Here is a 24921-nt window from a genome sequence, read left to right as displayed (position 1 = left end):
TGAAAACCGGGGGCTTTTTCGTGAACGGGCGAAATTACTTCGCTTTACCCTGGTTCGCTACGGCCGCCGCTTTTGCTGCGATCTCGTCGGCGTTACCCAGGTAGTAACGTTTGGTTGGCTTGAAGTTCTCGTCGAACTCATACACCAACGGCACGCCGGTTGGGATGTTCAGCTCGAGGATTTCATCTTCGCTCAGGTTATCCAGGTATTTCACCAGCGCGCGCAGCGAGTTGCCGTGCGCCGCAACGATCACGCGCTCTCCGCTCTTGATGCGTGGCAGGATCTCTTCGTCCCAGTAAGGGATAACGCGATCGATGGTCAGCGCCAGGCTTTCGGTCAGCGGCAGCTCTTGCTCGGTCAGAGAAGCGTAGCGCGGATCGTGGCCAGGGTAACGTTCGTCTTCTTTGGTCAGCTCAGGTGGGGTCACCGCGAAGCCGCGACGCCATTGTTTCACCTGCTCGTCGCCGTATTTTTCTGCGGTTTCCGCTTTGTTCAGACCCTGCAGCGCGCCGTAGTGACGTTCGTTCAGCTTCCAGGATTTTTCGGTTGGCAACCAGGCCTGATCCAGCTCGTCGAGGATGTTCCACAGGGTGTGGATCGCGCGCTTCAGTACGGAGGTGTAAGCGAAGTCGAAAGTGAAACCTTCTTCTTTCAACAGCTTGCCTGCTGCTTTCGCTTCGGTGCGGCCCTTGTCGGACAGATCAACATCATACCAACCGGTGAAGCGGTTTTCTTGGTTCCACTGGCTTTCGCCGTGACGCACCAGAACCAGCTTAGTTACAGCCATAGCTTAACTCCTTAATAATCTGACATTTCAATGATAACGAAAATCATTATATTGCCGCGGGCCGGGGCTCGGCAATCGATAGTGTCTAACCATAGCCAATTTCTTGCCGCAAAGTAAGGGCTGGCGAAAGGAAAAAGCTGAATCGTTCAGGCTGATGCGGAAGGGGGAGAAACGGCACGTCGGAATCGCTCCGGACGCGCCGTGGCGTGGGGAAAATCAGGCCGATTTTTTCAGGCAGTTGCTCATGAAGGTTTTACGCGCGTCGCCCTTCAGATCCTTGGTCTTGGCGTCGGCATTGCAGCTTTTCATTTTCTGCTGCTGCGGCGTCAGGGTTTTGCCGGACGCAGCGGTGCCTTCGGACTTCAGGCAGGTGCTCATAAAGGTGGAGCGATCGGCGCCTTTCAGCGACTTGGTGGATGCCTGCTGGTTGCAATCGGTCATGCGTTTCTGTTGGGCCGCCTGCGCCGGCGAAGGCGTTTTCGTCGCCGTCGTCGCGTCGGCCGCCATCAGATTGGTGCTCAGCATTAAGCCCGCCAGCAATGGAAGTGCAGTAATCAGACGCATAGGTGTTCCTTCAGCTATTGATTGGCCGCCATCGGCCGAAAATTGTGACGTTGCACAAGGCGTTGTGCTTATCACGGTAGCCTGAGTGTAGTGTGCGCTTTGGAATAAGGGAAGGTGGGCGCCGTTGGGGGGATGGCGCTAAAAGGTAAGCATTTATAACAAATTGCCCCCGGCCGCGCGGCGAGGGGCGTAGCGGGTCAGATAGGATAAAACTGATAATGCGTGGCGCTGCGGTAGCGGCTCCCCGGTTGCAGCCAACAGTCCGGCTGCGGCCACTCGGGATGGTGCGGGCTGTCCGGCAAAAACTCGCTCTCCAACGCCACGCCGGCATGGTTGGCGTAGCTGCCGCCATCGCGCGCCGGCGTGCCGGCCAGATAATTGCCGCTGTAGAGCTGCAGCGCAGGCGCGTCGGTGAACACGCTCATTTGCACTTGCCCGTCGGCGGACCACAAATGCGCCGCCGGGCTCTCCAGCGCCCCGCAGGTACGATGCAGCAGAAAGGCGTGATCGTAGCCTTGCACCCGCTGCTGGTCGCGATCGCGCAGGAAATCCTGCAGCAGCGTTTTCGGCTGGCGGAAATCCATGCCGCTGCCGTCCACCGGCGTCAGATCGGCGCAGGGAATGCCCTCGGCGTCGACAGGCAGGTAGCGATCGGCGAACAGCTGCAACCGTTGGGCGCGGGCGTCGGTGCCGGCGCCGTCCAGATTGAAATAGGCGTGGTTGGTCAGATTGACCGGGCAGGGGCGATCGACCTGCGCCAGATAGTTGATTTCCAGGCGATTATCCGAGGTCAGGCGGTAACAAACCTGCACGTCGAGATTGCCGGGGAAACCCTGATCGCCCTCCGCCGAATGCAGCGCATAGCAGACCTGCTGCGCATCATGCTGCACCCGGCGCCAGCGGCGGGCATGAAAACCGTCGGGGCCACCGTGCAGCTGATGGGCGCCCTGATTGGCGGCCAGCGCATGGGGTTTCCCGCCGATGGGCAGACTGGCGTTGGCGATGCGGTTGGCGTAACGGCCGACGGTGGCACCCAGATAGGCGCCCTGACGTGGGTAGTCCGCCGGGCTGTGGCAGCCCAGCAACAGCTCGCGCTTTTCACCGGATTTGAGCGGCAAGACGGCGGACAGCCAGGTGGCGCCCCAGTCCATCAGCGTCACCGTCATGCCGCCGGCGTTTTGCAGCAGTGTCAGCTGGTAAGGTTGCCCATCGGGCGCCGCTGCCGCGGTTGCCGTCAGCATGTACCGGCTCCCTGCGAAGCCTGGCAGACATAGAACGTTTCCTGCAATCCGCCGGTTTGCCGCGGATACTCGTGCGCCACGGCGGCACGCACCGTCTCCACGAGATCCTGCGGCATCAACGCGACGATGCAGCCGCCAAAGCCGCCGCCGGTCATGCGCACGCCACCGCGCGGGCCGATCGTCGCTTTGACGATCTCGACCAACCGATCGATCGGCGGTACGGTGATTTCAAAGTCATCGCGCATCGAGGCGTGGGATTCCGCCATCAGCCGGCCCATGCGCTGCAGGTCGCCGGCCGCCAGCGCGTCGGCCGCCGCCAGCGTGCGGGCGTTCTCGCTGATGACGTGCCGCGCGCGTTTGGCCACCAACGGATCCAACTGATGTTGACGCGCTGCAAACTGTTCGGGGCTGACGTCGCGCAGCGCCTTGACGCCGAAGAACCGCGCCGCTTCTTCGCACTGTGTGCGGCGGGTGTTGTACTCGCTGTCCACCAGCCCGCGTTGCACATTGGAGTTGATGATCACCACCGCGACGCTGCCCGGCATCGGCACCGCACGGGTCTCCAGCGAGCGGCAGTCGATCAGCAGAGCGCTGTCGCGCCGGCCGAGCGCGGAGATCAACTGGTCCATGATGCCGCAGTTGCAGCCGACGAACTGGTTCTCCGCCTCCTGGCCGTTCAGCGCCAGCGCCACGCCGTCCAACGGCAGCTGATAGAGCGCCTGCAGCGCCTGGCCCACCGCCACCTCCAGCGCGGCGGAGGAGCTGAGCCCCGCCCCTTGCGGCACATTGCCGGCGATCACCAGATCCGCGCCGCCGAAGTCGGCGTTGCGGCGCTGAAGATGTTTCACCACGCCGCGCACATAGTCGGACCAGCGCTGATCGGGGTGGCTGACGATCGGCTCGTCGAGCGAGAATTGATCCTGCTGATTCTGATAATCGGCGGCCAGCACGCGGATCTGACGGTCGTCGCGCTTGGCGCAGGCGATGACGGTTTGGTAATCGATGGCGCAGGGCAGCACGAAGCCGTCGTTGTAATCGGTATGCTCGCCGATCAGGTTCACCCGCCCCGGCGCCTGGATGGTCAACGCCGGCGCGTAGCCGAAGTGTTCGGTAAACAGGGAATGGGTAAGCGGTTTCAGGCTCATGCTTGGGCTCCGGCTTCACGGTAATGTATATCGCTGACGGCGCGCAGACGCTCTGCGGCCTGTTCAGCGGTCAGATCGCGCTGGGTTTCCGCCAGCATCTCGTAACCGACCATAAACTTGCGCACGCTGGCTGAACGCAGCAGCGGCGGATAGAAATGGGCGTGCAGCTGCCAGTGCCGGTTGTCGGCACCGTTGAACGGCGCACCGTGCCATCCCATCGAATAGGGGAAGGAACACTGGAACAGGTTGTCGTAGCGGCTGGTCAGCTTCTTCAGCGCCAGCGCCAGATCTTGGCTTTGCGCCGCGCTGAGATCGGTGATGCGCTGCACCGCCGCTTTCGGCAGCAGCAGCGTTTCAAACGGCCAGGCGGCCCAGTAGGGCACTACCGCCAACCAGTGTTCGGTGTTCACCACGATGCGTTCGCCTGCGGCCAGCTCGCGCTGCGCATAATCCAGCAGCAGCGGGGAGGCGTGTTCCCGAAAATAGTCGTGCTGCAGGCGATCTTCGCGTTCGGCCTCGTTCGGCAGAAAGCTGTTGGCCCAGACTTGCCCGTGCGGGTGCGGGTTGGAGCAGCCCATCGCCGCGCCTTTGTTTTCGAACAGCTGTACCCAGGGGTAGTGCTTGCCCAGCTCAGCGGTTTGCGCCTGCCAGGCGGCGACCACCTGTTCCAGCGCCGGCAGCGCCAGTTCGGGCAGGGTCTTGCTGTGATCGGGAGAGAAGCAGATCACCCGGCTGACACCGCGCGCGCTCTGGCTGCGCATCAGCGGATCCTGGCTATCGGGCGCCGGTGGCGTATCGCTCATCAGCGCGGCGAAATCGTTGGCGAAAACATAGGTACCGCGATAATCCGGATTGCGATCGCCGGTGACGCGCGCATTGCCCGGGCACAGGAAACAGTCGGGATCGTGCGTTGGCAGCGTTTCCGTCGGGACGGCTTCTTGTTGGCCCTGCCAGGGGCGCTTGGCGCGGTGCGGTGAAACCAGCACCCACTGGCCGCTGAGCGGGTTGTAGCGGCGGTGCGGATGATCGATAGGGTTAAATTCCGTCATACGGTTCCTTTCTTGGCGCCGACGAAAGTGTAATCGCTTCCAATTACCGTCTTGAGACGCCCGTTGCTGAACAGGGAGAGGCTATTGCGCAGAAAGATAGCACGCCCGCGGCGGTAAAAAGGTGATCTAACGCGAAAAATGGAATCGTTTACACTTCATAGAAAAGCGCAGGAAGGGCGAAGAAAAGCGGGCGACAACGTGATTGAGGGCATTGCGGTGAGGTGCTGGTGATAGCGTTTTCACCTGACCAGCCGGCAGAGAGGGGGCTCTCTGCCGGCTTCAGCCGTTAAGAATGCTGGTACAGCGGATAGGTGAAGAACAGCAGATGGGTCAGATTAAGCCCGAAATGGAACAGAATCGGCACCCACAGACGGCCGCTCCACATCCACGCCAGGCCGTAGATCACCCCGGCGAGGGTCGCGAAGATCACCATCAGCGTACCGCCCGCCAGATGCGCGGCGCCGAACACCAGGGAGGCGACGATCAGCGCCGGCCAGGCGCCCAGCCACTGGCTGAGACGCTGTTGCAGGTAGCCGCGAAACAGCGCTTCCTCGGCCATGCAGACGAAGAACAGGTTTGCCATCACGAAAGGCAGGATCCAGGCGGGCGCATGCAACTCGATTTTTAAGCCGCCCAGCGCGACGGCCAGCAGCAACAGCGCCGGCACGGCCAGCAGCAGCGCAATCCAGCCCGCTTTGCCAGCGTTGCCGCCGCGTTCGGCGGAAAACAGCGTGGGCAAGCAGGCGAACAGCAGGAAGGGCACCATCGCCTTATCGAAGTTGTAATACATCGTGAACGGCGCGCTGAGCGGGCCGGCTTTTTCGCCGTCGATCATCAGTTGATTGTGGATGCCCGGCACCAGATGCAAGAACAGCGCCACGCAGCCGGCGACCACCAGCCCTTCGAGCGCAATCGCCAGATTACGCTGCTCGCGAAAATGGTGGCGCAGCCCCGCCAACGCCACGATGGCCAACAGGCAACCCAGGCTGAGCGGCGTCAGTACCCCATGATAAAGCCCCATGCCCGCCGAGGCGGCCAGGATCACCCAGGCTATCAGCCGATTAAACGGCAAGAAAAATAACGAAGCAGCCAGTACGCCCCACATAATATGTCCCTTTAAATATGTACACGGCGCTCAGCGCCTTTGCGGCGTGCGATGATGGCGAAATTGAGCGCTAGAGCGGATAGTAGCACACCAAGATGACGCTAAAGGTCGGGGCAGTGATGCATTTGTGCATGATGCTGGCCCACACGACCGGCGGCGATGAGGGTTAGCCTTTCATCCAGGCCTGCGAACGGGTGATTTCGGCCAGGTTTTGCAGGGTATCCAGGCTCTGCTGGTGGATCTCCTGCGTGGGGGCTGCGCACAGATCGTGCAGTACGGTCACCTGAAAGCCGGCGTCGTGCGCCTGCCGCGCGGTGCTCTCGATGGCGAGCGGCGTGCTGACGCCCGCCAGCAGCAGATGGTGGCACCGATGTTGCCGCAGCCAGGCTAACAAATTGTTACCGGAGAAAGCGCTGACTGCCGTTTTTTCAAACAGCAGATCGGTCTCTTCCTGATGCAGTTCGGGCATCCAGCGGCAGCCCGGGCCGTTTAACCGCAGTGCGCCGATCTGCTTGAGATGGTTGAACAGCGGCGAATGGGGCGGAATGTCATGATAATCGTCGGCGAATCCCACCCGCACCCAAATCACCGGGATTTTTCGCACCCGGGCATAGGCCGCGGCGGCATTGACGTTGGCGAGCAGGTGGGTCGCCGCCACCTGTTCGCGGCAGTGGTTGGCGCGCCCTTTGGGCCCGATCAGATCTTCGATCAGGTCGATGATAATCAACGCAGCGGACATGGCGTCTCCAAAAATGGCCTTCTTCCTTTCTATGATAAAAGGCCAAATGTGATGTGCTGCGGTGAAGTGTTGCCGGATATGTTTACGCCGCGTTTCAGGCGGAGGCCGCCTCCAGCCGTTGCTGTTGGTAACCATAGCCGCCTTCGCCGTCGGGCACGAAGCTGAGGCGGTGAGTGATGCACTGCGGCGCATCTTCGGCATGGTGCGAGACGAACAGCAGCTGGGTGGCGCCCTGGCCGATCAGCACGTCGATGAAGCGGCGCACCAGCTGGCGATTGAGCGGATCCAGCCCCTGCAGCGGCTCGTCGAGGATCAGCAGTGCCGGGTGTTTCACCAGCGCGCGGGCGATCAGCGCCAGCCGCTGTTGGCCCCAGGAAAGGCTGTGGAACGGGGCGTCACCGCGCGCGCCGTTGAGCCCGAGCAGCGCCAGCCATTGTTCGGTCAGCTGCCGCTGACGATCCGAAACCGCCTGATAAATGCCGATCGAATCGAAAAACCCTGACATCACCACGTTGCGCACGCTGGTGTTGACGCGATAATCCAGATGCAGGCTGCTGCTGACGTAGCCGATATGGCGTTTGATTTCCCAGATGGTTTCCCCGCTGCCGCGGCGGCGGCCGAATAGCGTCAGATCGTTGCTGTAGCCCTGTGGATGATCGCCGGTGATCAAGCTGAGCAATGTGGATTTGCCGGCGCCGTTCGGGCCGACGATCTGCCAGTGTTCGCCGGGATTTACCTGCCAGTCGAGGTGATTGAGGATCGGCCGATCGTCATAACTGACCACGCCGTCACGCAGGACGATCAGCGGCCGATCCGCCTGCAGGGCTACTTTTTGCGTCGGATCCTCGGTTTCCGGCAGCGCCAGCCCGCTGAGATTTTCGCTGTGCGCCAGCTGCGCCACCAGCGCGTCCGCCATCACCTGGCTGCGCGGCCCGCGGCTGGTCAGGGTGCACTCCGCCAGCACGCCCACCCGCCGGACAAAATCCGGGATTTCGTCGAACCGGTTGAGCACCAGCACCAGGGTCTGGCCCTGGGCGGAAAGCTCGCTCAGCAGCGTGGCGAGCTGCGCGCGCGAGTGCACGTCCAGCCCGTCGAAAGGCTCGTCGAGGATCAGCAGGTCGGGCTCGGGCATCAGCGCCCGGCACAGCAGGGTCTTGCGCGTTTCGCCGGTGGAGAGGTATTTGAAGCGGCGCGTTAGCAGGGCGGTGATGCCGAACTGTGCGGCCAGCCGCTCACAGCGCGCGGCGTCTTTCACCTCTTCCTGAATGATCTCAGCCGCGGTGCGGCCGGTGTCGTCCTCGTCCGCGCTGAGCAGATCGGTGTTGTTGCGTTGCCACTCGTCGCTGACCATTTTTTGCAGCTGTTCGAAGGAGATGCGCACCGCGTGCTGAAAGTCGCTGCGGCGCTCGCCACCGAGCAGAACCAGTTCGTCGGCCAGCGCCCGCGCCAGGGCAGATTTGCCGCTGCCGTTGGCGCCGACGAAGGCCCAGCTGTCGCCGGCCTGGATTTCCAGCGCGTCCAGCGTCAGGGTGCGGGTATCGCTTAAGCGGAATGAACCTTGCGAAATGTGCAACGACGACATCACCTGTTCCTTTTTTTGCAATTATTTGCCTTAGAAATAGGCGCATTGCAGGGGGATGTCAATCAACAAAAATGCAACGTTACGTTGCGCTTAACACAACGTGGCGACAATCACGTGGTCGGCGTTGAACAGGGCGTGTACGGCGGCGCCGACGCTCAGCTGCAGACGCTGCAGCTCCGCCGTCGTCAGCGTGGCGCACAGGGTTTCGCCGCCCGCCAGCGTCACCAGCACCTCACTGTGTTCGGCGCCTGGCTGAATGCCGGCCACCACGCCCGCCAGCGCGTTATCCGCGCCGGCATGTTCCGCCGTCTCGACGCTTAACCGCACCCAGGGCGCCTTGATCAGCGCCAGCACCTCTTTGCCCGGCGTCAGCTGCAGCCGGTCGGCGCTTTGCTGGGTAATGGCCGCCGTCAGACGAGTGCTGCCGTCGCTCAACAAAATCGCCAGGTGCTGCTGCACCTGCTGATGATCGCGTTCGATGACGGTACCGAAGAACTGATTGCGCGCGCTGGTTTGCAGCGAGAAGCGCGAGATGGCCGCCAGCAGGCTGTCGAGCGGCAGATCGTCCTGCTGCAACACGTCGAAGGCCTTTTGCTGCACCTGGCCCAGCAGGTCATACAGCTGGATCAGCCGCTGGCCATAGTGCGTCAGCTGTGCGCCGCCGCCGCCTTTCCCGCCGGTGGCGCGGTCCACCACCGTTTGTTCCGCCAACTGGTTCATCTCATTGATGGCATCCCAGGCGCTTTTGTAGCTGATGCCCGCCAGTTTGGCGCCCTGGCTGATGGAGCCGGTGTGCTGCACCTGTTTCAGCAGCGCGATGCGGCGCGGATCGGCGAACAGCTTTTGCTGGAGTTTGAGAGTCAGAAGAATTTCGGCCTGCATAGCGCATCCTGTCGGCGGCAAAAATCTTATTGTCGCCGATTTGGCGGCAAAGCGCCAAACGCAGTGCGCTGGAGAGCGGGGTAATAAAGACTGGCATTGCTTTATTGTTATAATATAACATAACAGAAAAACGATAAGGCTTTACGCCGGCTGCGGCCAGTTTTTATTTCACCACAGGGATGCTCCACATGAGTACGACACGCCGGCGTCTTGTCACGCCCAGAAAATCTTTATGCCTAGCCGCCGCCTGGGTCGGTGGCGCACTGACGGCGCCGCTGGCTTTCGCCGCCGACTGCGATAAAGCCCGCAGTGCCACGGGATGCGAAGAACATCTCACCGTGGAGGCGGCGGCCCCCGCCGGGCGCTACGATGCGTTGAACGCCGTGAGCCGCAGCGCGTCACAGCTCGGGCTGACCGCTCGGGAGACGCCGCGCAGTGTCGATATCATCAGCGCGCGGGCGATCCAACAGCGGGGCGATCGCTCGCTGGCCGCCGCCGTCGAGCGCGCCACCGGTCTGTCCGGCGTCGCTTCGCCAACGTTGTCCAATAACTTTTCCGCGCGCGGTTTCCGGCCGATCGCCTGGCTGTATAACGGCGTGGAGATGCCCGGCAGCACGCTGCAGCTGGGCGATCCGGCGCATTACGACAGCATCGAGGTACTGCGCGGGCCGGGATCGGCCTTGAACGGCCTGAGCGCCGCAGGCGGCAGCGTCAACCTGATCTCGCGGCGGCCGACCTTCAGCCGCCAGCCGGTTGAACTCGACTATGGCTTCGGCAGCTACCGCAGCCAGCGTTTGCATCTGGGAGCCGGCGGCGCGCTGGTGGTGGACGATGCGGTGGCGTACCGGTTGGACGTCAGCGGCAACGACAGCGGTAGCAACGTGCAGGACGAGCGCGATCGGCAGAAGCGGGTTTCCGGCTCGCTGCTGTTTAAGCTGACCGACGATGCGCTGTTGACGCTGAGCCTGGACCGCATGCTCAACCGCACCAATAACCCTTACTACGGCACGCCGCTGCTGGATGGGCGCATTGCCGGTGAGCTGCGCGACATCAATTACAACAACCTGACCGACAGCCGCATCCAGAGCAACGCCACCGCATTTCAGGCCGGTCTGGACTGGTTTATGACGCCCGAGGTGGAATGGCATAACCAATTCTATTACTACAGCGGCTTTCGCGAATGGCGCAACGTCGAGCGTTTCCGCGTCGCGGCGGCGGCCCGGCCCGGCGACGTCAACCGCGACTCTTTCGGCGCCCTGGCGCACGACGACGATCTGATCGGCAACCGCAGTTCGCTGGTGTTCGATCGCGCCATTGCCGGTTTCGATAACCGGTTGCTGGTCGGCTTCGACCTGAGCAAGCGGCATTTTCAGTACTACTCCAACGGTTTCCCCGGTTCTGAAGACGTGCCGCTCGGCGCGCCGCCCAGAGAGCCGTTCGCGCAGGGCACCGATCGCCAACGCGCGCCGGTGCGCCACGTCACCCAGAATCAGTACGCCGCCTTTCTTGAAGATCGCTTCAGCCTGACCGAGCGTTTAGCGTTGCTGGGCCAGTTGCGCTACAACCATATGGACATGGACTGGCGCTTCCAGGGGCCGCAGGAAGAGAGCCGCGCGCGCACCTACGTTTTCAGCACCTGGAGCCTGGGCCCCAGCTATGCATTGACCGATAACCTCACGCTCTACGCCAACTACACCACCGGCCAGGAGCCGGGCAACGATCTGTTCTTCCTCAGCCCGGCGCAGATCGATCTGCCGCTGACGCGAGCGCGCCAGTGGGAGGCCGGCGCCAAAGGGCAGTTTTGGGGTAACAAGGGCGAGGCGACGCTGGCGCTGTACGAACTGCGCAAGGACAACCTGTTTGTGCCCGACGCGCAGCGGCCGGATGCGTTGAACGCGGTAGGCAGGCAGACGTCACGTGGCATCGAACTTGGCGTGGTGCTGCGTCCCGACGATCGCTGGGAGCTGGCCGGCAACGCCGCCTACACGCACGCCCGCTACGACGACTATCGCGGCGGTAGCCCGCTGCGCAGCTACAACGGCAATCGCCCGGCCTATATCCCGGACTGGACCGCCAACCTCAGCGTGCATTATCAGGCGACGGAACGTTTGGGGCTGGCTTCTTCGCTGCGCTACGTCGGCAGCAGTTACAACGACGATGCCAACCGGCGCAAGATGCGCGCGTACACCACGCTTGATCTGGCGGCGGATTATCAGCTGACGCCGATCGTCGATGTCGGTTTCCGCATTCGCAACGCCACCAACCAGCTGTACGCCTATCAGCGCACCTACCCGGATCAGGCGCTGATCGCGCCGCCGCGCAGCTATGAAACCTTCGTGTCGGTCAGGTTCTGACGGCGTGAAACGTTCGCTTTACCTGTTGTTGTGCGCCCTGGGATTGGGCTGGGGCGCGCCGCTGCGTGCCGATGCCGTCAGCCTGCACAATTGCGGGGTAACGCGCGATTACCCGCAGCCGCCGCAGCGGGTGCTGGTTTACGCCAACCCGGCGCTGGAAAACCTGCTGGCGCTGGGGCTGGCCGGCCGTGCGATCGGCGTGGTCGGGTATGACCGCGCGCGCGATCTCGCGCCGACGGCGCCGGCCGAGGCGCTGCGGGTGCCAGCCAGCCCGGCGCCGCCCACGGCGGAAGCGTTGCTGCTGATGCGGCCGGATTTTGTCTATTCGGCCAGCTATTACTGGCTGTACAGCCCGGAAACGCCCGATCGGGCGCGGCTGGCGGAATGGGGCATCGGCACTTATCTCTCTCCCGGCGCCTGCAGCGGCCAGCAAAGCGCGATCGCCGCCGCGCTGACGTTCGAAGACATTTTCACCGAGCTGCGGGAGCTGGCGCGTATCTTCAACGTCAGCCGCGCCGGTGAAGCGCTGATCGAACGGCTGCGCGGGCAGTTGAGGGCGCTTGAGCCGCAGCGCGCACAGCTGCCGCATTGGCGGCTGCTGTGGTGGTATGCCGGCGCGCAGACGCCCTATGTGGCCGGCTGCTGCGGCGCGCCAGGCTTGCTGAGCCGCAGCGTCGGCAGCGAGAACCTGTTCGGCGATCTGCCCGAGCTGTGGCCGACGGTGTCCTGGGAGGTTATCGCCGCCCGCGATCCGGATGCGATCGTGCTTGGCGATCTGCCGCGCGGCGGCTTCGGCGACAGCGCGGCCGACAAGATCGCCTTTCTGGAGCATCACCCGCTGACCGCGACGCTGCGCGCCGTGCGTCAGCGGCGCTACGTGATCCTCCCCGGTTACGACATGGACCCTTCCGCCCGCACCGTGGCGGCGCTGGGCCGTTTGATTCGGGGCCTGGCGGCCTTGCCGCCGCAGGCTCCGACGCTTTCCAACAAGGAACCTTGATATGACTGCCGTTTCATTCTCTTCGCTGCTGGACTCCTGGGATCGCCAGCAGGCGGCCTACATCGCCGAACGCGAAGCGCGTTTTAACGCCCAGCTGGACGTGCTGGCGCTGGCCGTCGGCCAGGATTTTCACGTGCTGGATCTGGCCTGTGGCCCGGGATCGCTCAGCCTGCGTATTTTGCAGCGCTTTCCGCAGGCCAGGGTGACCGCCATCGATCTCGATCCGCTGCTGCTGGCGGTGGCGCGCGGCGCGCTGGCGGAGTATGGCGATCGGATCCGTATCCTGCAGGCCGATCTGGCGGATCCGGCCTGTTTTTCCGCGTTGTCCGGCCCCACGCCGCAGGCGGCGGTGTCCAGTACGGCGCTGCACTGGCTGATGCCGGAACAGCAGCTGGCATTGTACCGTAACGTCGCCGGGCTGCTGGCCGCCGGCGGCGTATTCCTCAATGCCGATCATCAGCGCTGTGACCATCGCCATCCGCGGTTGAAAGCGTTGGCGGAGCGGCACGACGAGCAGACCCAACAGCGCGCCTGGGACAGCGGCGTTGAGGATTGGGATCGTTGGTTCGCCGGTGCGCTGCAATCGCCGGCCTTGGCCGCTTATCAGGCCGAGCGCGAAGCGCTGTTCGCCGGCCGCCCGGTACCGCCGCCGACGCCGGTGGATTTCCAGCTCGCGGCCCTCAGACAAGCCGGTTTCAGCGAGGCGGGGACGGTATGGCAACTGTTGGACGACTATGTGATCGCAGGCTGGAAATAGCATGAGCCGGCGGTTACTGCCCGGCCGTGAGGCCGGCTGGTTGTTGCTGCTGGCGGCGGCGCTGCCGCTGGCTCTGCTGGGCGCCACCTTGTCGGGGCCCGCGCCGATCGCGTGGCGCGACGCCTGGCGCATTGTACTCGGCGTCAGCGGCGGCGCAGCGTCCGATGCCGAGGTGTATCAGCGCATCATCTGGTCGCTGCGGATGCCGCGCGCGCTGTTGGCGGCGCTGGCCGGCGCCGGGCTGGCGTTGGCGGGCACCGTGCTGCAGTCGCTGACCCGCAACCCGCTGGCCGATCCCTGGGTGCTGGGGATCTCCTCCGGCGCCGGCGTGGGGGCGGTGACGGTGTTGGTGTTGGGGCTGGGAGGCGGCCTGCTGTCGGTGTCCGGCGGGGCGTTTATCGGCGCGCTGGCGGCGTTTGCGTTGGTGATGCTGCTGGCCGGGCGTTCGCTGCAGGGGGAGTCCACGCTGTTTATTCTGGCCGGGGTGGCGGTGACGCAGCTGCTCTCCGCGCTGACTTCGCTGATCACCCTTTGGCAGGCGGACGCCAACGCCACGCGCGGCGTGATGTTCTGGCTGCTGGGATCGTTCAGCGACGCGCGCTGGCCGCAGGTCGGGCTGTGCGGGCTGGCGCTGGCGGCGACGCTGCTGCTTTGCTGGCTGTGGGCGGGCGAACTGGACGCGCTGGCGTTTGGCGGCGTGACCGCCGCTTCGCTGGGGGTGACGGTGGCCCCGCTGAAGCTGCTGCTGTATGTGGCGGCCACCGCGCTGACGGCGGCGATCGTCGCGTTCAGCGGCGCGGTGGGGTTTATCGGGCTGACGGTGCCGCACGTCGCCCGGCGGCTGGTCGGTTCGCGGCATCGGCTGCTGTTGCCGGCCAGCGCGCTGTGCGGCGCCCTGTTCGCCGTGGCGGCGGACACGCTGGCCAGAACGCTGTTTGCCCCGCGCGAGCTGCCGGTCGGCGTGCTGACGGCGCTGCTGGGGGTGCCGATATTCCTGCTGTTGCTGTATCGAAAGGTCAATGCATGACGATTGAAAAAGCGCGATCCGGCCTGTGCGCCGAGGCGGTGAGCTGGCGAGCGGGGGCGCGTACGGTGCTGGAAAATCTCAGTTTCTGCGCCTTGCCCGGTGAGATCACCGGCGTGCTCGGCGTCAACGGCAGCGGTAAATCGACGCTGCTTAAGCTGCTGGCCGGGCTGCAGACCGCCGCCGGGGGCCGCGTTTGGCTGGAAGGGCGCGAGCTCGCTGAGTTTTCCGCGCGGGAACGCGCCAGGCGCATCGCCTTTCTCGAGCAATCCGCCCCCGGCGCCTTCGCGCTGCCGGTGAAGGAGGCTGTATTATTGGGGCGCCTGGCCCATACCGGCCGCTGGCGCGGTTTCGGCGCCGAGGATCGCCGCCTCGCCGGGCAGGCGATGGAGCAAGTGGGCATCAGCCACCTGGCCGACCGCGATTGGCAGCGGCTGTCCGGCGGCGAACGGCAGCGGGTGCATCTGGCGCGCGCGCTGGCGCAGCAAACGCCGTGGCTGCTGCTGGACGAGCCCGCCAACCATTTGGATATCGCCCATCAACAGCAGTTTATGGCCTTGCTGCGGCGGCTGAAACTCAGCGTGGTGGTGACGCTGCACGACCTTAATCTGGCGGCCTGTTATTGCGATCGGGTCGCGCTGCTGCAGCGGGGCGGGATCTGTGCGGCGGGCGCGCCGCGGCAGGCGCTGACGCCGGAGAACATTCACGCGGTATACGGTGTGGAGGCCAGGCTGGCGGCGCCCGCCGGCTATGCGCCGCCGTTGATCTATTACCCCGCGCCGGGATGAGGGCGGCTGAAAGGGCACGTTTGGCCGATCACAATTTCGCCTCGCTGGCTAAAATAACTCCGTTTTACCGATTTTTTTGGGTTAGAATAACCGGATATGCGGTGAAAGGCATTTGCCGCTCAATGGGCAGTTAAGCGAGGCTATCATGTTGGAATTATTGAAAAGTCTGTTGTTCGCCGTGGTGATGGTGCCGGTGGTCATGGCGCTCATTCTCGGCCTGATCTACGGTTTTGGCGAAGTGTTCAACGTCTTCTCCAAAGTGGGCCGTTCGAAAGAAAACCGCGCCCAGCACTGACCGTTCCCCATCCCGATACCCGCCGGCATTCCCCGGCGGGCATTCCTCAAGTTATCTCACGCTTTGCCGATAAACCGCATGACAAGCTTTCGCGCAACGTTATATTATTTTTTATATAACGAAGAGTGATAATGCACGTTAACTTGCGGAGAAAAACAATGAAACAGCAATGGACTAAATGGGTTGGCGGGATCGTTCTGGCATCGGGTCTGGTGGCTCAGGCTGCGGCGGCGGAAAAGATCACCGTGTTCGCCGCCGCGTCGCTGACCAACGCGCTGCAGGACATCGCCACCCAGTATCAAAAAGGCAAGGACGTGCAGGTGGTTTCCTCCTTTGCGTCGTCCTCGACGCTGGCGCGCCAAATTGAGCAGGGCGCTCCGGCCGATCTGTTTATCTCCGCCGATCAGCAGTGGATGGATTACGCCATCGACAAGCAGCAGATGGTAAAAGACACCCGTTACACGCTGCTGGGCAATGAACTGGTGCTGATCGCCGCCAAGAGCGATAAGCAAGACAAGATCGCCATCGACAAGCAGACCGACTGGGCCAAGCTGCTCAACGGCGGCCGCCTGGCGGTGGGCGATCCGGATCATGTGCCGGCCGGCATCTACGCTAAGGAAGCGCTGGAACACCTGGGCGCCTGGAGCGCATTGGAGCCGAAACTGGCGCGCGCCAACAATGTGCGTAGCGCCATGGCGCTGGTGGAGCGCGGTGAAGCGCCGCTCGGCATCGTCTACGGCTCCGACGCGGTCGCCAGCGACAAGGTGAAAGTGGTGGGCGTGTTCCCGGAAGACAGCCACAAACCGGTTGAATATCCGATGGCGATGGTGAAAGATCGTCAAAATCCGACGGTCAGCGCTTTCTATACCTATCTGAAGAGCCCGGAAGCGGCCGCTATTTTCGAACATTATGGATTCACCCCGCGTAAATGATTCTGAGTGAGTACGAGTGGCAGGCGGTTGAGCTGAGCCTGAAAGTCTCCGGTTTGGCGGTGGTCTGCAGCCTGCCGTTCGGCATTCTGATGGCCTGGGTGCTGGTGCGTTGCCGCTTCCCCGGCAAGGCGCTGCTGGACGGCGTCATTCACCTGCCGCTGGTGCTGCCGCCGGTGGTGGTCGGCTATTTGCTGCTGATCGCCATGGGGCGGCGCGGCGTTATCGGCGAGTGGCTGTATGACTGGTTCGGTTTCAGCTTCAGTTTCAGCTGGCGCGGCGCCGCGCTGGCATCGGCGGTGGTGGCGTTTCCGCTGATGGTGCGCGCCATTCGGCTGGCGCTGGAGGCGGTGGATACCCGGCTGGAGCAGGCGGCGCGCACGCTGGGCGCCAATCCGTGGCGGGTGTTTTTCACCATCACGCTGCCGCTGTCGCTGCCCGGCGTCATTGTCGGCGTGGTGCTGGCCTTCGCCCGTTCGCTGGGGGAGTTTGGCGCCACCATCACCTTCGTCTCCAACATTCCCGGTGAAACCCGCACCATTCCGCTGGCGATGTATACGCTGATTGAAACGCCGGGGGCGGAGGCCGCCGCCGCGCGTCTGTGTGTTATCGCCATCGTGCTGTCGCTGGCTTCGCTGATGGTGTCCGAATGGCTGGCCCGCTGGGGCCGCAAACGGATGGGGGTGTAAATGCTGGAGCTGGATTTCTCGCAGCAGCTGGGCGACCTCAATCTCAACGTCCGCGCCGATTTGCCGGCGCAGGGCATCACCGCGATTTTCGGCCTGTCCGGCGCGGGCAAAACCTCCCTGATCAACGCCATCGGCGGCCTGACCCGTTTGCAGCAGGGGCGCATCGCGCTCAATGGCCGTACGCTGGTGGATACCGCCTCCGGCCTCTGCCTGCCGCCGGAAAAGCGCCGTATCGGCTATGTGTTTCAGGATGCGCGGCTGTTCCCGCACTACCGGGTGCGCGGCAACCTGCAGTACGGCATGGCGGCCGGCATGCGCGCGCAGTTCAATACCATCGTCGAGCTGCTGGGCATCGGGCCGCTGTTGCACCGGCTGCCGCTGACGCTCTCCGGCGGTGAAAAACAGCGGGTGGCGATCGGCCGCGCGCTGCTGACCGCGCCGGAACTGCTGCTGATGGATGAACCGCTGGCCTCGCTCGATCTGCCGCGCAAACGCGAGCTGCTGCCGTATCTGGAGCGGTTGGCGCAGGACGTGAACATCCCCATCCTTTACGTCAGCCACAGCCTGGACGAGATCCTGCGGCTGGCCGAGCAGGTGATGGTGCTGGATCGCGGCGAAGTGCGCGCGTTCGGCGGGCTGGAAGAAGTCTGGGCCAGCAGCGCGCTGCGGCCGTGGCTGCAGCGTGAAGATCAGAGCAGCGTGCTGCGCGTCAGCGTGATCGAGCATCATCAACGTTATGCCATGACGGCGCTGGCGCTTGGCGATCAAAGGCTGTGGGTCAGCGGCATCGACGCTGAATTGGGCACCCAACTGCGCATCCGCATCAACGCCGCCGACGTCTCGCTGGTGCTGCAGCCGCCGGTCAACAGCAGTATTCGCAACGTCTTGCCAGCCAAGGTGAGCGAGTGTCTGGACGTGGACGGGCAGGTGGAAGTGAAACTGGCGGTCGGCGAACACGTGCTGTGGGCGCGCATTACGCCATGGGCGCGCGATGAACTGGCGATCCGCCCCGGGCAGTGGCTGTATGCGCAGGTGAAAAGCGTGTCGATCAGCCGCGAGAGCCGTTAAGGCGGGCCCTCTCGGCGGGAGGGCGAAAAGACTACAGCACGCGGGTGCGGATCACCTCGGCGATGCCCGGCTGCAGGTTATCGGCGATCACCAGATCGGCACGTTCCTTGATGGCGTCATCGGCGTTGCCCATCGCCACGCCCAAACCGACCGCTTCCAGCATGCTGATGTCGTTGTAGTTGTCGCCGAACGCCACCACCTGATCCATGCTCAACCCCTGCGACTCCACCCATTGGCGCAGGCGCTTGCCTTTGCTGTTGCCGCCTTTGGCGATATCCACCTGATCGTGCCAGGACCATTCGCACGCCAGCCCCAACTCTTTTTCCACCGTGTCGGCAAACTCGCGCAGCGCCGGAATATCGGCGTGCGAGGTGGCGAATTTCCAGATCGCCTGCGCGTCGTCGGCCGCCTGCGTCAGGCTGCCGACCTGCAGCAGCGTCGGGCGCTGCGCCGCCGGCAGGGTTTCGGCCCAGGCCAGCGAGCGAATCACGTGGCCGCTCGGTTCCTGATACAGCATGGCATCGTCAACGTACATCAGCCCGTGAATGTCGGTCTGTTTGAGCATCTGCAGCACCTGTTTGGCCTGCTCCTTCGCCAAGGGATCGGCGGCCAGCACCTTTTTCTGCTGAAAATCATACAGGTAGGTGCCGTTGCAGCAGATGGCCGGGGTATCTATCTGCAGCGCCTGGTAAAACGGATGGATGGCGACGTGGTGGCGGCCGGTGACCACCACCACCTGGACGCCGGCGGCGCGCGCCTGCGCCAGCGCTTCCAGCGACTGCGGTAAGATGCGTTTTTGGTTGTCCAACAGGGTGCCGTCAAGATCGAGGGCGATGACGCGGTAGCTCATAGGGTTCTCGTTATCGTTAGCCATAAAATTAATCCGATGGTACCTCTTCGCTCTGATGCAAACAATTCGGTCTGCCTGCTATCGCCGACCGATGACTTATTTGGACGCTGATGAGAACAGAGTTTTGAACATCGGTACCAGAAGTTTGTTGCCATATTCGCTAAGATGGTTATCGTCAAAATAGATGGGCCGCCCATTGTGAGTTCCCGCGCACTTGCCGTCTTCGCACAGGTAAGGAAGCGGATCCAAAATTTTTACGCCACATTTTTTCGCCGCTTCATCTTGAGCTTGCCAGACAAAAGCATGACGTTGTCGGTAATCTGTTTCGGAGATGGATATGTCGGGCTCTGAACCGCCAAAACTCAGCAGGCGCGACAGTGTTTTTGGCACATTGACGAGCATTTCCGGCACCGGACGCACAACATAAATTTGCCGTTCTGTAGCCATTTCACACAGAGTGTCGACGAGTGAAGTTTTGAACTCGGACAAAAATCCCGGCTCAGGGGTACGATATACCTTCGAAAAATACACCGATGGTTGGTTCTGCTTCGCGCCCGCAATTTGCTGGCCGAAGGCGTAAGCACTGGTTCGGTTAATCACGACTGCGGGGATATTGTTGTCCAGCGTGGATAGTTTTTCTTTTATCCACTGATTGAATGCGCTGCACTGAATATTATCGTCAAGCGCGCCGGGAACAACGTTGGCTCCGAAGAGCGTTGGGCAGCCTGCATAAGTGAGATTGAGAAGCCCATCAGTTTGATTTGGCAGGGCGGACTCGACTGCAGAGATCATCGCATCGCCGTGGCTATCGCCAACGATGATAACCCGAATATTTTCGCCTCCATAGATACAGGATGGCGAGCTGAAGCCGGACTTGGCGAAGCATTCATCTCTGTTGGCGAGCATGTTGGTACTTTCGTTGGCGATCAGATCGATTTGCTGCGGTAACCTGCCGGAGAAATTAACGGTAAACAGTGTGACACACAGCGCAGCAACCAGCATGGTAGCGATTCCGATTGTACACACTGATTGACGCGTTGTTTGCCTTGAAAGCCACTTGCGGACAGGGGTTTCTATAAGACGAAGCGACAACTCGCCAAGCAACACGCTGGCCAGTAATCCCGCAACTACCCATTTCATCTCGGATTGAGCATTGGTGTAGACAAGCAGCACCACAATCGGCCAATGCCAAAGGTAAATAGAGTAGGATGAAACACCCAGACGTGCAGCGACGGGGTTTGAGGTCAAGGGGGAATCCTGGCGGCCGGCGGCAAGCACCAACATGGCGCCGATAACCGGCAACAGGGCGTTGTAACCGGGCCAGGGTTTACTGGCATCACATCCCACGATGGCTATCGCGATGCATAGCATCCCAAGCCATTCCGTATAAATACGTCTTTTTCCGCTGAGCGTTCGGTTTTGCGTTAACCGCCAGACGATTCCTCCGGCAAGCATTTCCCAGGCTCGGGTTGGGATAAGAAAAAAACCGGCGGAGGGCGCGAGGGAAGACATGATGATTGATAAGCCAAAGGAGACCGCGCCGGCTAAAATGATGAAGCGCATGAAGCCGTTTTTGCCCCCCAATCGCCATATCAACATAAGGGCCAGCGGCAGGATAATATAGAACTGCCATTCTACGGATAACGACCAAGTATGCAGCAGCCATTTTTCATGGGATACGCTGTCAAAATAGCCGGCTTCTTTCCAAAACTTCACGTTAGACAGGAAGAGTATGGCGGTAAAGGCATGTTTTGCCAGTTGACTGTAATCCAGCGTTGGTAACCAGAACCATCCCAGGCACAGTAAGGTCGAACAGAGCGCAAGTAGGGCGGGAATGATGCGACGGGCTCGAGCCAGGTAAAAGCGCCAAAGTGAAAAACGATCTTGTTCCAGGCCGGTAATGATGATCTGCATCATCAGGAAACCGGATATGACGAAGAATACATCTACGCCGACAAAGCCGCCGGAAAAACCCGGGATGCCGAAATGAAAAAGTACGACAGCGATCACTGCCCAGGCTCTAAGCCCGTTGATGTCATGTCTGAAATTCTGTGAAGAAGAAAGCATATCTATTACTCAGTAAATGTATTTTGGGTTTTTTATAGTCATCCATAAGGAGTGCGGGCACGCTTTTCCATGGTGTTATTGCAATCGCGATTGAAGTTTTTATTCATTCCTCTTAATTATTTTTCATTTGTATTTATGTAATCAGTCAAATTAATTCATTAGGTGAATTATTAAAGGGGCACGCCACTGGCATAGGAGGCATGCCAAACTCGACATAACTGCTATGTCCAGCGAGTCATGGGCGTGTCTGTGTCGACCTTGGGCGGCAATATGTTATGTATAGATTAATTGATATTTTTTATATTATTAATATATCTATATCTATTATGATTTGTTTCTTGTTATTTATATTAATTATGTTTTTAGTGACGCCAGGTGGTTATGTGTATTGCTAATGTAAAGAGGATTAACCGTTCGGCGGCAAATTCTATTTTAATTTTTGAGCAGGCTTTTTAATTTATCAATAATTCGTGAGTCTGTCTTCCATTCTCTATGACTGCTCGTTTCCGATAAGAAAATCGCAGCAGACGTTAGGGTGATGGCTTTTGGCATTTTGAACGTGGATGTTGTCTGGGGGGGAAAGAATGTGGCTTGGGGATTTAAGCGTAATGCGGTAGTGCCATGCGACGGATGTGCGGTAAGCTAGGGGCAAGCGAACGGCCTGAAACCGGTTCCTCTTTTACCCTTTGCAAGGAGAACACATGAAGCAAATCGTTTATGTCGCCAGCCCGGAGAGCCAGCAGATCCACGTCTGGCAGTTGGACGACGCCGGCGCGCTGGCGCTGCTGCAAACCGTTGACGTGCCGGGCCAGGTGCAGCCGATGACCCTTCATCCGGACAAGACTCACCTGTACGTCGGCGTGCGTCCGGCGTTCGGTATCGTCAGCTACCGCATCGAGGCGGATGGCACGTTGCAGCAGGCCGGCATGGCGCCGCTGCCGGGCAGCCCGACCCATATCTCGACTGATTTGCAGGGGCGTTACCTGTTCTCCGCTTCCTACAGCGGCAACTGCGCCAGCATCAGCCCGATCGGCCACGACGGCGTAGTAACGGCGCCGATCCAACAGATCGACGGCCTGAACGCGCCGCACTCGGCGAACATCGATCCGACCAACCAGCTGGTGCTGGTGCCGTGCCTGAAAGAAGACCGCATCCGTCTGTTTAACCTGAGCCTGGCGGGCCAGCTGACGCCGCACGCGCAGGACGCGGTGGATATCGCCGCCGGCGCCGGCCCGCGCCATATGGCGTTCCACCACAACGACAAGTTCGCCTACTGCGTCAATGAGCTGAACGGCACGGTAGACGTGCTGGCCATTTCGGAAAACGGCGGCAAATACAGCGTGACGCAGACGCTGGACATCATGCCGAGCGATTTCGACGGCACCCGCTGGGCGGCGGACATTCATATCACGCCGAACGGCCGCTTCCTGTATACCAGCGATCGCACCGCCAGCATTCTGACCCTCTTCAGCGTTTCCGAAGACGGCGGCACGCTGAGCGTGGTCGGCTATTATCCGACCGAAACGCAGCCGCGCGGTTTCAATATCGATCACAGCGGCCGCTTCGTGATTTCGTCCGGCCAGAAGTCCGATCACATCGCGGTGCATGAAATTGATCAGGCCAGCGGTAAGCTGACTACGCTGGCGCGTTATCCGGTGGGCAAAGGCCCGATGTGGGTAAGCGTGCTGGCGAAGTAATTCGTCAGCCAGACTCGAGTGGAAAGCGCGGTGCGGTTGACCGCGCTTTTTTATTGGCGGGGGATCAGTTGAACATCACCGTCAGCGTGGCGCTGCCGAGACTGTGGAAATGGACGTTAAAGCCCACCAGAGCGCCGCTGGACCCTTCATCCACCTCGATGCTTTCCACGTCCAGCGCGTGCACGGTGAACTGATAGCGGTGGCTTTCGCCATTCGGCGGCGCGGCGCCGCCGTAACCGGCCGAGCCGAAGTCGGTACGGGTTTGCAGCGCGGCGCTCGGCAGCGGCGCTTTGCCGGAGCCTGCGCCCTGCGGCAGCTCACGCACGTCGGCCGGGATATTGGCCACCACCCAGTGCCACCAGCCGGAGCCGGTTGGGGCATCAGGATCGTACAGGGTGACGACGAAGCTCTTGGTGCCCTCGGGCACGCCGTCCCAGGCCAGGTGGGGCGACAGGTTATCGCCGTGGTAGCCCATGCCGTTGAAAACCTGCGTCTGCGGCATTGTGCCGCCGTCCTGCAGATCGTTGCTGTACAAACGAAAAGCCATAATGACTCCCAGTTGCGATAAAAGCTGAGCCCTTAAGCTAGATCTTTTTGGTGGAACAATACAACCCCTTGCGCCAGCGGCGGGCGGTTGATCTCGACGGTAACATGCACCAGTTCGGGATGAACGGCCAACAGTCGACGTATCCTGTCGGCGGTGAGGGCGCGATCGGCGCTGCTCAGGGCGATGACGCAATGATATTTTCCTTTGCCGATGCGGCCTAAATGCAAATCTGTCAGCGTGAGCGAGTGGCCGGAGGTGGCCAGGGTCTGACGCATCTCTTGCGCCACGGGGGCGTCCATTTCGGCATCCAGCAAAATCTTCCCGCTATCGCGCATCAGGCTATAGGCCCAGGCGGCCACCATCATCGCGCCGACGATGCCCATCAACGGATCGAGCCAGGCGGCGCCCCAAAGCTTGCCGCCGAACAGCGCGACGAGGGCCAACACCGAGGTGGCGGCGTCGGCGATGACGTGGATATAGGCGGAACGCAGGTTGAGGTCATGATGATGGTCATCGTGGTGATCCCCGTGGTGGTGATGGTGGCCGCCGCCGCGCAACAGCCAGGCGCAGAGCAGGTTGACGGCCAGCCCGATCGTACCGATGGCGATGGCTTCGTTATAATGAATCGGGCTGGGATTCAGCAGCCGCTGCGCTGACTGAAACAGCATCAGCGCCGCCACCAGCACCAACAACACCGCGCTGGTGTAACCGGCCAGCACTTCTATCTTCCAGGTGCCGAGGCTGAAGCGGCGAGCCTTGGCCAACCGGCGTGCGGCGCCGTAAGCCAGCAGCGACAGGCCCAGAGCCAGCGCATGCGAGCTCATGTGCCAGCCGTCGGCCAGCAATGCCATCGAGTTAAACAGCCAGCCCCCGGCTATCTCGATGACCATCATACTGGCGGTGAGTATCACCGCCCATCTGGTGTTTCTTTCGGCCAATGGGTTACCATCGTCAAAAACGTGGCTGTGCTCGCGGTGCAAAGCGGGCGCGTGAGACGTCATGGTGAAGTTCCTCAGCAAAAGGTAGTGTGCTGAAATATACTATACCCCAGTATAGTAAATAACAATCAGGCGGAAATAATGAGCCATACCCTCAGAGATCAAAAGAAGCTGTTGGCGCGGGTGCGCCGCATTAAAGGGCAGGCCGAAGCGCTGGAGCGCGCGCTGGAGAGCGGCGGCGAATGTTCTGCTGTGCTGCAGCAGATCGCGGCGGTGCGCGGCGCGGTCAACGGTTTAATGGCGCAGGTGCTGGAAGGGCATGTGCGCGAACATCTGGCTGCCGCGGACGCGACGCCGCAGCAGCGCGAGCAGGACATCGAGCAATTGATGACCGTTTTACGTTCTTATATGAAGTAATCATGATTTCACTGAAAAAACGCACGCCGTGGTTCGGCTGGCTGCGCCGTTGGGCCAAAGGCATCAAGCGCGATATTTACGCGCTGTGGCTGGCCGCCCGTGATAAGCGCACCCCGTGGTATGCCAAGCTGATCGCACTGCTGGTGGCCGGCTATGCGATCTCGCCGATCGATCTGATCCCGGACTTCATTCCGGTATTGGGCTATCTAGACGACGTGATTATCGTACCGTTGGGCATCATGCTGGCGGTGCGCCTGATCCCCAAGCCGCTGATGGCCGAGCTGCGCGAGAAGGCGCAACAGCGCGTCGACAACCCCACCGGCCGCATGGCGGCGGCGATGATCATTTTACTCTGGCTGCTGTGCCTGGGATTGCTGGCCCGCTATCTCGACCAGCATTGGTAAGGC

General features: G+C 61.6%; 25 protein-coding genes. 12 read left to right on the top strand and 13 right to left on the bottom strand.

All coding sequences use genetic code 11. The annotated features are described in order from the left end of the window. Positions 1 to 34: 34 nt before the first annotated feature. The 9 genes from gpmA to modE all read right to left on the bottom strand — a co-directional run bounded on the left by gpmA (position 35) and on the right by modE (position 9094). Complete coding sequence (gene gpmA, locus ACJ8OK_RS07975) at positions 35 to 787, bottom strand: 2,3-diphosphoglycerate-dependent phosphoglycerate mutase (protein WP_004939834.1); 753 nt, start codon at positions 785 to 787, stop codon at positions 35 to 37. 216 nt (positions 788 to 1003) lie between these two features. Then, positions 1004 to 1351 carry a PsiF family protein gene (locus ACJ8OK_RS07970; protein WP_033633898.1) on the bottom strand — a complete coding sequence of 116 codons (348 nt, stop codon included), beginning with the start codon at positions 1349 to 1351 and terminating at the stop codon, positions 1004 to 1006. A gap of 197 nt (positions 1352 to 1548) precedes the next feature. Next, positions 1549 to 2592, bottom strand: coding sequence for a galactose-1-epimerase (gene galM, locus ACJ8OK_RS07965; RefSeq protein ID WP_033633897.1), 1044 nt, complete (start codon positions 2590 to 2592; stop codon positions 1549 to 1551). Further along, positions 2586 to 3737, bottom strand: a complete 1152-nt coding sequence (gene galK / locus ACJ8OK_RS07960; protein WP_033633895.1) for a galactokinase — start codon at positions 3735 to 3737, stop codon at positions 2586 to 2588. The genes galM and galK overlap by 7 nt, the downstream gene beginning before the upstream one ends. After that, the gene (gene galT / locus ACJ8OK_RS07955) at positions 3734 to 4786 is read right to left on the bottom strand and encodes a galactose-1-phosphate uridylyltransferase (protein ID WP_049278102.1); all 1053 of its coding nucleotides are present in this window, start codon (positions 4784 to 4786) and stop codon (positions 3734 to 3736) included. Before galT ends, galK begins: the two co-directional genes overlap by 4 nt. Positions 4787 to 5072: 286 nt before the next feature. Next, positions 5073 to 5891 carry a CPBP family intramembrane glutamic endopeptidase gene (locus tag ACJ8OK_RS07950; RefSeq protein ID WP_048322415.1) on the bottom strand — a complete coding sequence of 273 codons (819 nt, stop codon included), beginning with the start codon at positions 5889 to 5891 and terminating at the stop codon, positions 5073 to 5075. Positions 5892 to 6057: 166 nt separating this feature from the next. Continuing rightward, a complete protein-coding gene (locus ACJ8OK_RS07945) occupies positions 6058 to 6630 on the bottom strand; it encodes a cysteine hydrolase family protein (protein ID WP_033633892.1) in 573 nt (190 codons plus the stop codon). Between the two features lie 94 nt (positions 6631 to 6724). Further along, positions 6725 to 8212, bottom strand: a complete 1488-nt coding sequence (gene modF, locus ACJ8OK_RS07940; RefSeq protein WP_280598066.1) for a molybdate ABC transporter ATP-binding protein ModF — start codon at positions 8210 to 8212, stop codon at positions 6725 to 6727. 90 nt (positions 8213 to 8302) lie between these two features. After that, a complete protein-coding gene (gene modE / locus ACJ8OK_RS07935; protein ID WP_135637896.1) occupies positions 8303 to 9094 on the bottom strand; it encodes a molybdenum-dependent transcriptional regulator in 792 nt (263 codons plus the stop codon). A gap of 188 nt (positions 9095 to 9282) precedes the next feature. On the opposite strand from modE, the gene ACJ8OK_RS07930 reads away from it, so the two are divergent. The 9 genes from ACJ8OK_RS07930 (at position 9283) to modC (ending at position 17998) form a co-directional block, all read left to right on the top strand. Further along, on the top strand, positions 9283 to 11448 hold the full coding sequence (locus ACJ8OK_RS07930) for a TonB-dependent siderophore receptor (protein WP_442530507.1): 2166 nt from the start codon (positions 9283 to 9285) through the stop codon (positions 11446 to 11448). Positions 11449 to 11452: 4 nt separating this feature from the next. Beyond that, entirely contained in the window at positions 11453 to 12448 is a 996-nt protein-coding gene (locus tag ACJ8OK_RS07925) for an ABC transporter substrate-binding protein (protein ID WP_235363129.1), read from the top strand. 1 nt (position 12449) lies between these two features. Beyond that, positions 12450 to 13205 carry a class I SAM-dependent methyltransferase gene (locus ACJ8OK_RS07920; protein ID WP_442530506.1) on the top strand — a complete coding sequence of 252 codons (756 nt, stop codon included), beginning with the start codon at positions 12450 to 12452 and terminating at the stop codon, positions 13203 to 13205. A 1-nt stretch (position 13206) separates the two neighbouring features. Beyond that, positions 13207 to 14232, top strand: coding sequence for a FecCD family ABC transporter permease (locus tag ACJ8OK_RS07915; RefSeq protein ID WP_442530505.1), 1026 nt, complete (start codon positions 13207 to 13209; stop codon positions 14230 to 14232). After that, positions 14229 to 15017 carry an ABC transporter ATP-binding protein gene (locus ACJ8OK_RS07910; RefSeq protein WP_060558821.1) on the top strand — a complete coding sequence of 263 codons (789 nt, stop codon included), beginning with the start codon at positions 14229 to 14231 and terminating at the stop codon, positions 15015 to 15017. Before ACJ8OK_RS07915 ends, ACJ8OK_RS07910 begins: the two co-directional genes overlap by 4 nt. Positions 15018 to 15162: 145 nt before the next feature. Continuing rightward, the gene (locus ACJ8OK_RS07905) at positions 15163 to 15312 is read left to right on the top strand and encodes an AcrZ family multidrug efflux pump-associated protein (protein ID WP_033633886.1); all 150 of its coding nucleotides are present in this window, start codon (positions 15163 to 15165) and stop codon (positions 15310 to 15312) included. Positions 15313 to 15470: 158 nt separating this feature from the next. Then, complete coding sequence (modA, locus tag ACJ8OK_RS07900) at positions 15471 to 16244, top strand: molybdate ABC transporter substrate-binding protein (protein ID WP_049242112.1); 774 nt, start codon at positions 15471 to 15473, stop codon at positions 16242 to 16244. Continuing rightward, positions 16241 to 16930: a molybdate ABC transporter permease subunit gene (modB, locus tag ACJ8OK_RS07895; RefSeq protein ID WP_015377003.1), complete on the top strand. Its 690-nt coding sequence runs from the start codon at positions 16241 to 16243 to the stop codon at positions 16928 to 16930. Before modA ends, modB begins: the two co-directional genes overlap by 4 nt. Beyond that, on the top strand, positions 16931 to 17998 hold the full coding sequence (gene modC / locus ACJ8OK_RS07890) for a molybdenum ABC transporter ATP-binding protein ModC (protein WP_099981518.1): 1068 nt from the start codon (positions 16931 to 16933) through the stop codon (positions 17996 to 17998). It abuts the gene before it with no gap. Positions 17999 to 18029: 31 nt separating this feature from the next. On the opposite strand, the gene ACJ8OK_RS07885 is transcribed toward modC, so the two are convergent. Both ACJ8OK_RS07885 and ACJ8OK_RS07880 read right to left on the bottom strand, forming a co-directional pair. Then, on the bottom strand, positions 18030 to 18848 hold the full coding sequence (locus ACJ8OK_RS07885) for a pyridoxal phosphatase (protein ID WP_004939809.1): 819 nt from the start codon (positions 18846 to 18848) through the stop codon (positions 18030 to 18032). Between the two features lie 96 nt (positions 18849 to 18944). Then, positions 18945 to 20915 carry an acyltransferase family protein gene (locus ACJ8OK_RS07880; protein WP_082996996.1) on the bottom strand — a complete coding sequence of 657 codons (1971 nt, stop codon included), beginning with the start codon at positions 20913 to 20915 and terminating at the stop codon, positions 18945 to 18947. A gap of 701 nt (positions 20916 to 21616) precedes the next feature. On the opposite strand from ACJ8OK_RS07880, the gene pgl reads away from it, so the two are divergent. After that, positions 21617 to 22612, top strand: coding sequence for a 6-phosphogluconolactonase (pgl, locus tag ACJ8OK_RS07875; RefSeq protein ID WP_048322424.1), 996 nt, complete (start codon positions 21617 to 21619; stop codon positions 22610 to 22612). Between the two features lie 64 nt (positions 22613 to 22676). Here the strand turns inward: pgl and ACJ8OK_RS07870 are convergent, their stop codons facing one another. Together ACJ8OK_RS07870 and dmeF are read right to left on the bottom strand one after the other, a co-directional pair. Next, the gene (locus tag ACJ8OK_RS07870) at positions 22677 to 23159 is read right to left on the bottom strand and encodes a kinase inhibitor (RefSeq protein ID WP_016928694.1); all 483 of its coding nucleotides are present in this window, start codon (positions 23157 to 23159) and stop codon (positions 22677 to 22679) included. A 32-nt stretch (positions 23160 to 23191) separates the two neighbouring features. Next, positions 23192 to 24160, bottom strand: coding sequence for a CDF family Co(II)/Ni(II) efflux transporter DmeF (gene dmeF, locus ACJ8OK_RS07865; protein WP_442530504.1), 969 nt, complete (start codon positions 24158 to 24160; stop codon positions 23192 to 23194). 78 nt (positions 24161 to 24238) lie between these two features. Here dmeF and ACJ8OK_RS07860 point away from each other — a divergent pair, with 78 nt between their 5' ends. Beyond that, the gene (locus ACJ8OK_RS07860; protein ID WP_004939805.1) at positions 24239 to 24514 is read left to right on the top strand and encodes a metal/formaldehyde-sensitive transcriptional repressor; all 276 of its coding nucleotides are present in this window, start codon (positions 24239 to 24241) and stop codon (positions 24512 to 24514) included. A 2-nt stretch (positions 24515 to 24516) separates the two neighbouring features. Beyond that, on the top strand, positions 24517 to 24918 hold the full coding sequence (locus ACJ8OK_RS07855; protein WP_004939804.1) for a YkvA family protein: 402 nt from the start codon (positions 24517 to 24519) through the stop codon (positions 24916 to 24918). The last annotated feature ends 3 nt before the right edge of the window (positions 24919 to 24921 follow it).

This window comes from Serratia sp. CY71090 (assembly GCF_052166845.1).
In the GTDB taxonomy this organism is placed as follows: Bacteria; Pseudomonadota; Gammaproteobacteria; order Enterobacterales; family Enterobacteriaceae; genus Serratia; species Serratia nematodiphila.
This window is presented reverse-complemented; position numbering and strand designations above follow the sequence as displayed.

Coding starts and splice junctions, on each gene's coding strand:
- gpmA (WP_004939834.1), bottom strand. CDS start 787: ATGGCTGTAACTAAGCTGGTTCTGGTGCGTCACGGCGAAAGCCAGTGG.
- ACJ8OK_RS07970 (WP_033633898.1), bottom strand. CDS start 1,351: ATGCGTCTGATTACTGCACTTCCATTGCTGGCGGGCTTAATGCTGAGC.
- galM (WP_033633897.1), bottom strand. CDS start 2,592: ATGCTGACGGCAACCGCGGCAGCGGCGCCCGATGGGCAACCTTACCAG.
- galK (WP_033633895.1), bottom strand. CDS start 3,737: ATGAGCCTGAAACCGCTTACCCATTCCCTGTTTACCGAACACTTCGGC.
- galT (WP_049278102.1), bottom strand. CDS start 4,786: ATGACGGAATTTAACCCTATCGATCATCCGCACCGCCGCTACAACCCG.
- ACJ8OK_RS07950 (WP_048322415.1), bottom strand. CDS start 5,891: ATGTGGGGCGTACTGGCTGCTTCGTTATTTTTCTTGCCGTTTAATCGG.
- ACJ8OK_RS07945 (WP_033633892.1), bottom strand. CDS start 6,630: ATGTCCGCTGCGTTGATTATCATCGACCTGATCGAAGATCTGATCGGG.
- modF (WP_280598066.1), bottom strand. CDS start 8,212: ATGTCGTCGTTGCACATTTCGCAAGGTTCATTCCGCTTAAGCGATACC.
- modE (WP_135637896.1), bottom strand. CDS start 9,094: ATGCAGGCCGAAATTCTTCTGACTCTCAAACTCCAGCAAAAGCTGTTC.
- ACJ8OK_RS07930 (WP_442530507.1), top strand. CDS start 9,283: ATGAGTACGACACGCCGGCGTCTTGTCACGCCCAGAAAATCTTTATGC.
- ACJ8OK_RS07920 (WP_442530506.1), top strand. CDS start 12,450: ATGACTGCCGTTTCATTCTCTTCGCTGCTGGACTCCTGGGATCGCCAG.
- ACJ8OK_RS07915 (WP_442530505.1), top strand. CDS start 13,207: ATGAGCCGGCGGTTACTGCCCGGCCGTGAGGCCGGCTGGTTGTTGCTG.
- ACJ8OK_RS07910 (WP_060558821.1), top strand. CDS start 14,229: ATGACGATTGAAAAAGCGCGATCCGGCCTGTGCGCCGAGGCGGTGAGC.
- ACJ8OK_RS07905 (WP_033633886.1), top strand. CDS start 15,163: ATGTTGGAATTATTGAAAAGTCTGTTGTTCGCCGTGGTGATGGTGCCG.
- modA (WP_049242112.1), top strand. CDS start 15,471: ATGAAACAGCAATGGACTAAATGGGTTGGCGGGATCGTTCTGGCATCG.
- modB (WP_015377003.1), top strand. CDS start 16,241: ATGATTCTGAGTGAGTACGAGTGGCAGGCGGTTGAGCTGAGCCTGAAA.
- modC (WP_099981518.1), top strand. CDS start 16,931: ATGCTGGAGCTGGATTTCTCGCAGCAGCTGGGCGACCTCAATCTCAAC.
- ACJ8OK_RS07885 (WP_004939809.1), bottom strand. CDS start 18,848: ATGAGCTACCGCGTCATCGCCCTCGATCTTGACGGCACCCTGTTGGAC.
- ACJ8OK_RS07880 (WP_082996996.1), bottom strand. CDS start 20,915: ATGCTTTCTTCTTCACAGAATTTCAGACATGACATCAACGGGCTTAGA.
- pgl (WP_048322424.1), top strand. CDS start 21,617: ATGAAGCAAATCGTTTATGTCGCCAGCCCGGAGAGCCAGCAGATCCAC.
- ACJ8OK_RS07870 (WP_016928694.1), bottom strand. CDS start 23,159: ATGGCTTTTCGTTTGTACAGCAACGATCTGCAGGACGGCGGCACAATG.
- dmeF (WP_442530504.1), bottom strand. CDS start 24,160: ATGACGTCTCACGCGCCCGCTTTGCACCGCGAGCACAGCCACGTTTTT.
- ACJ8OK_RS07860 (WP_004939805.1), top strand. CDS start 24,239: ATGAGCCATACCCTCAGAGATCAAAAGAAGCTGTTGGCGCGGGTGCGC.
- ACJ8OK_RS07855 (WP_004939804.1), top strand. CDS start 24,517: ATGATTTCACTGAAAAAACGCACGCCGTGGTTCGGCTGGCTGCGCCGT.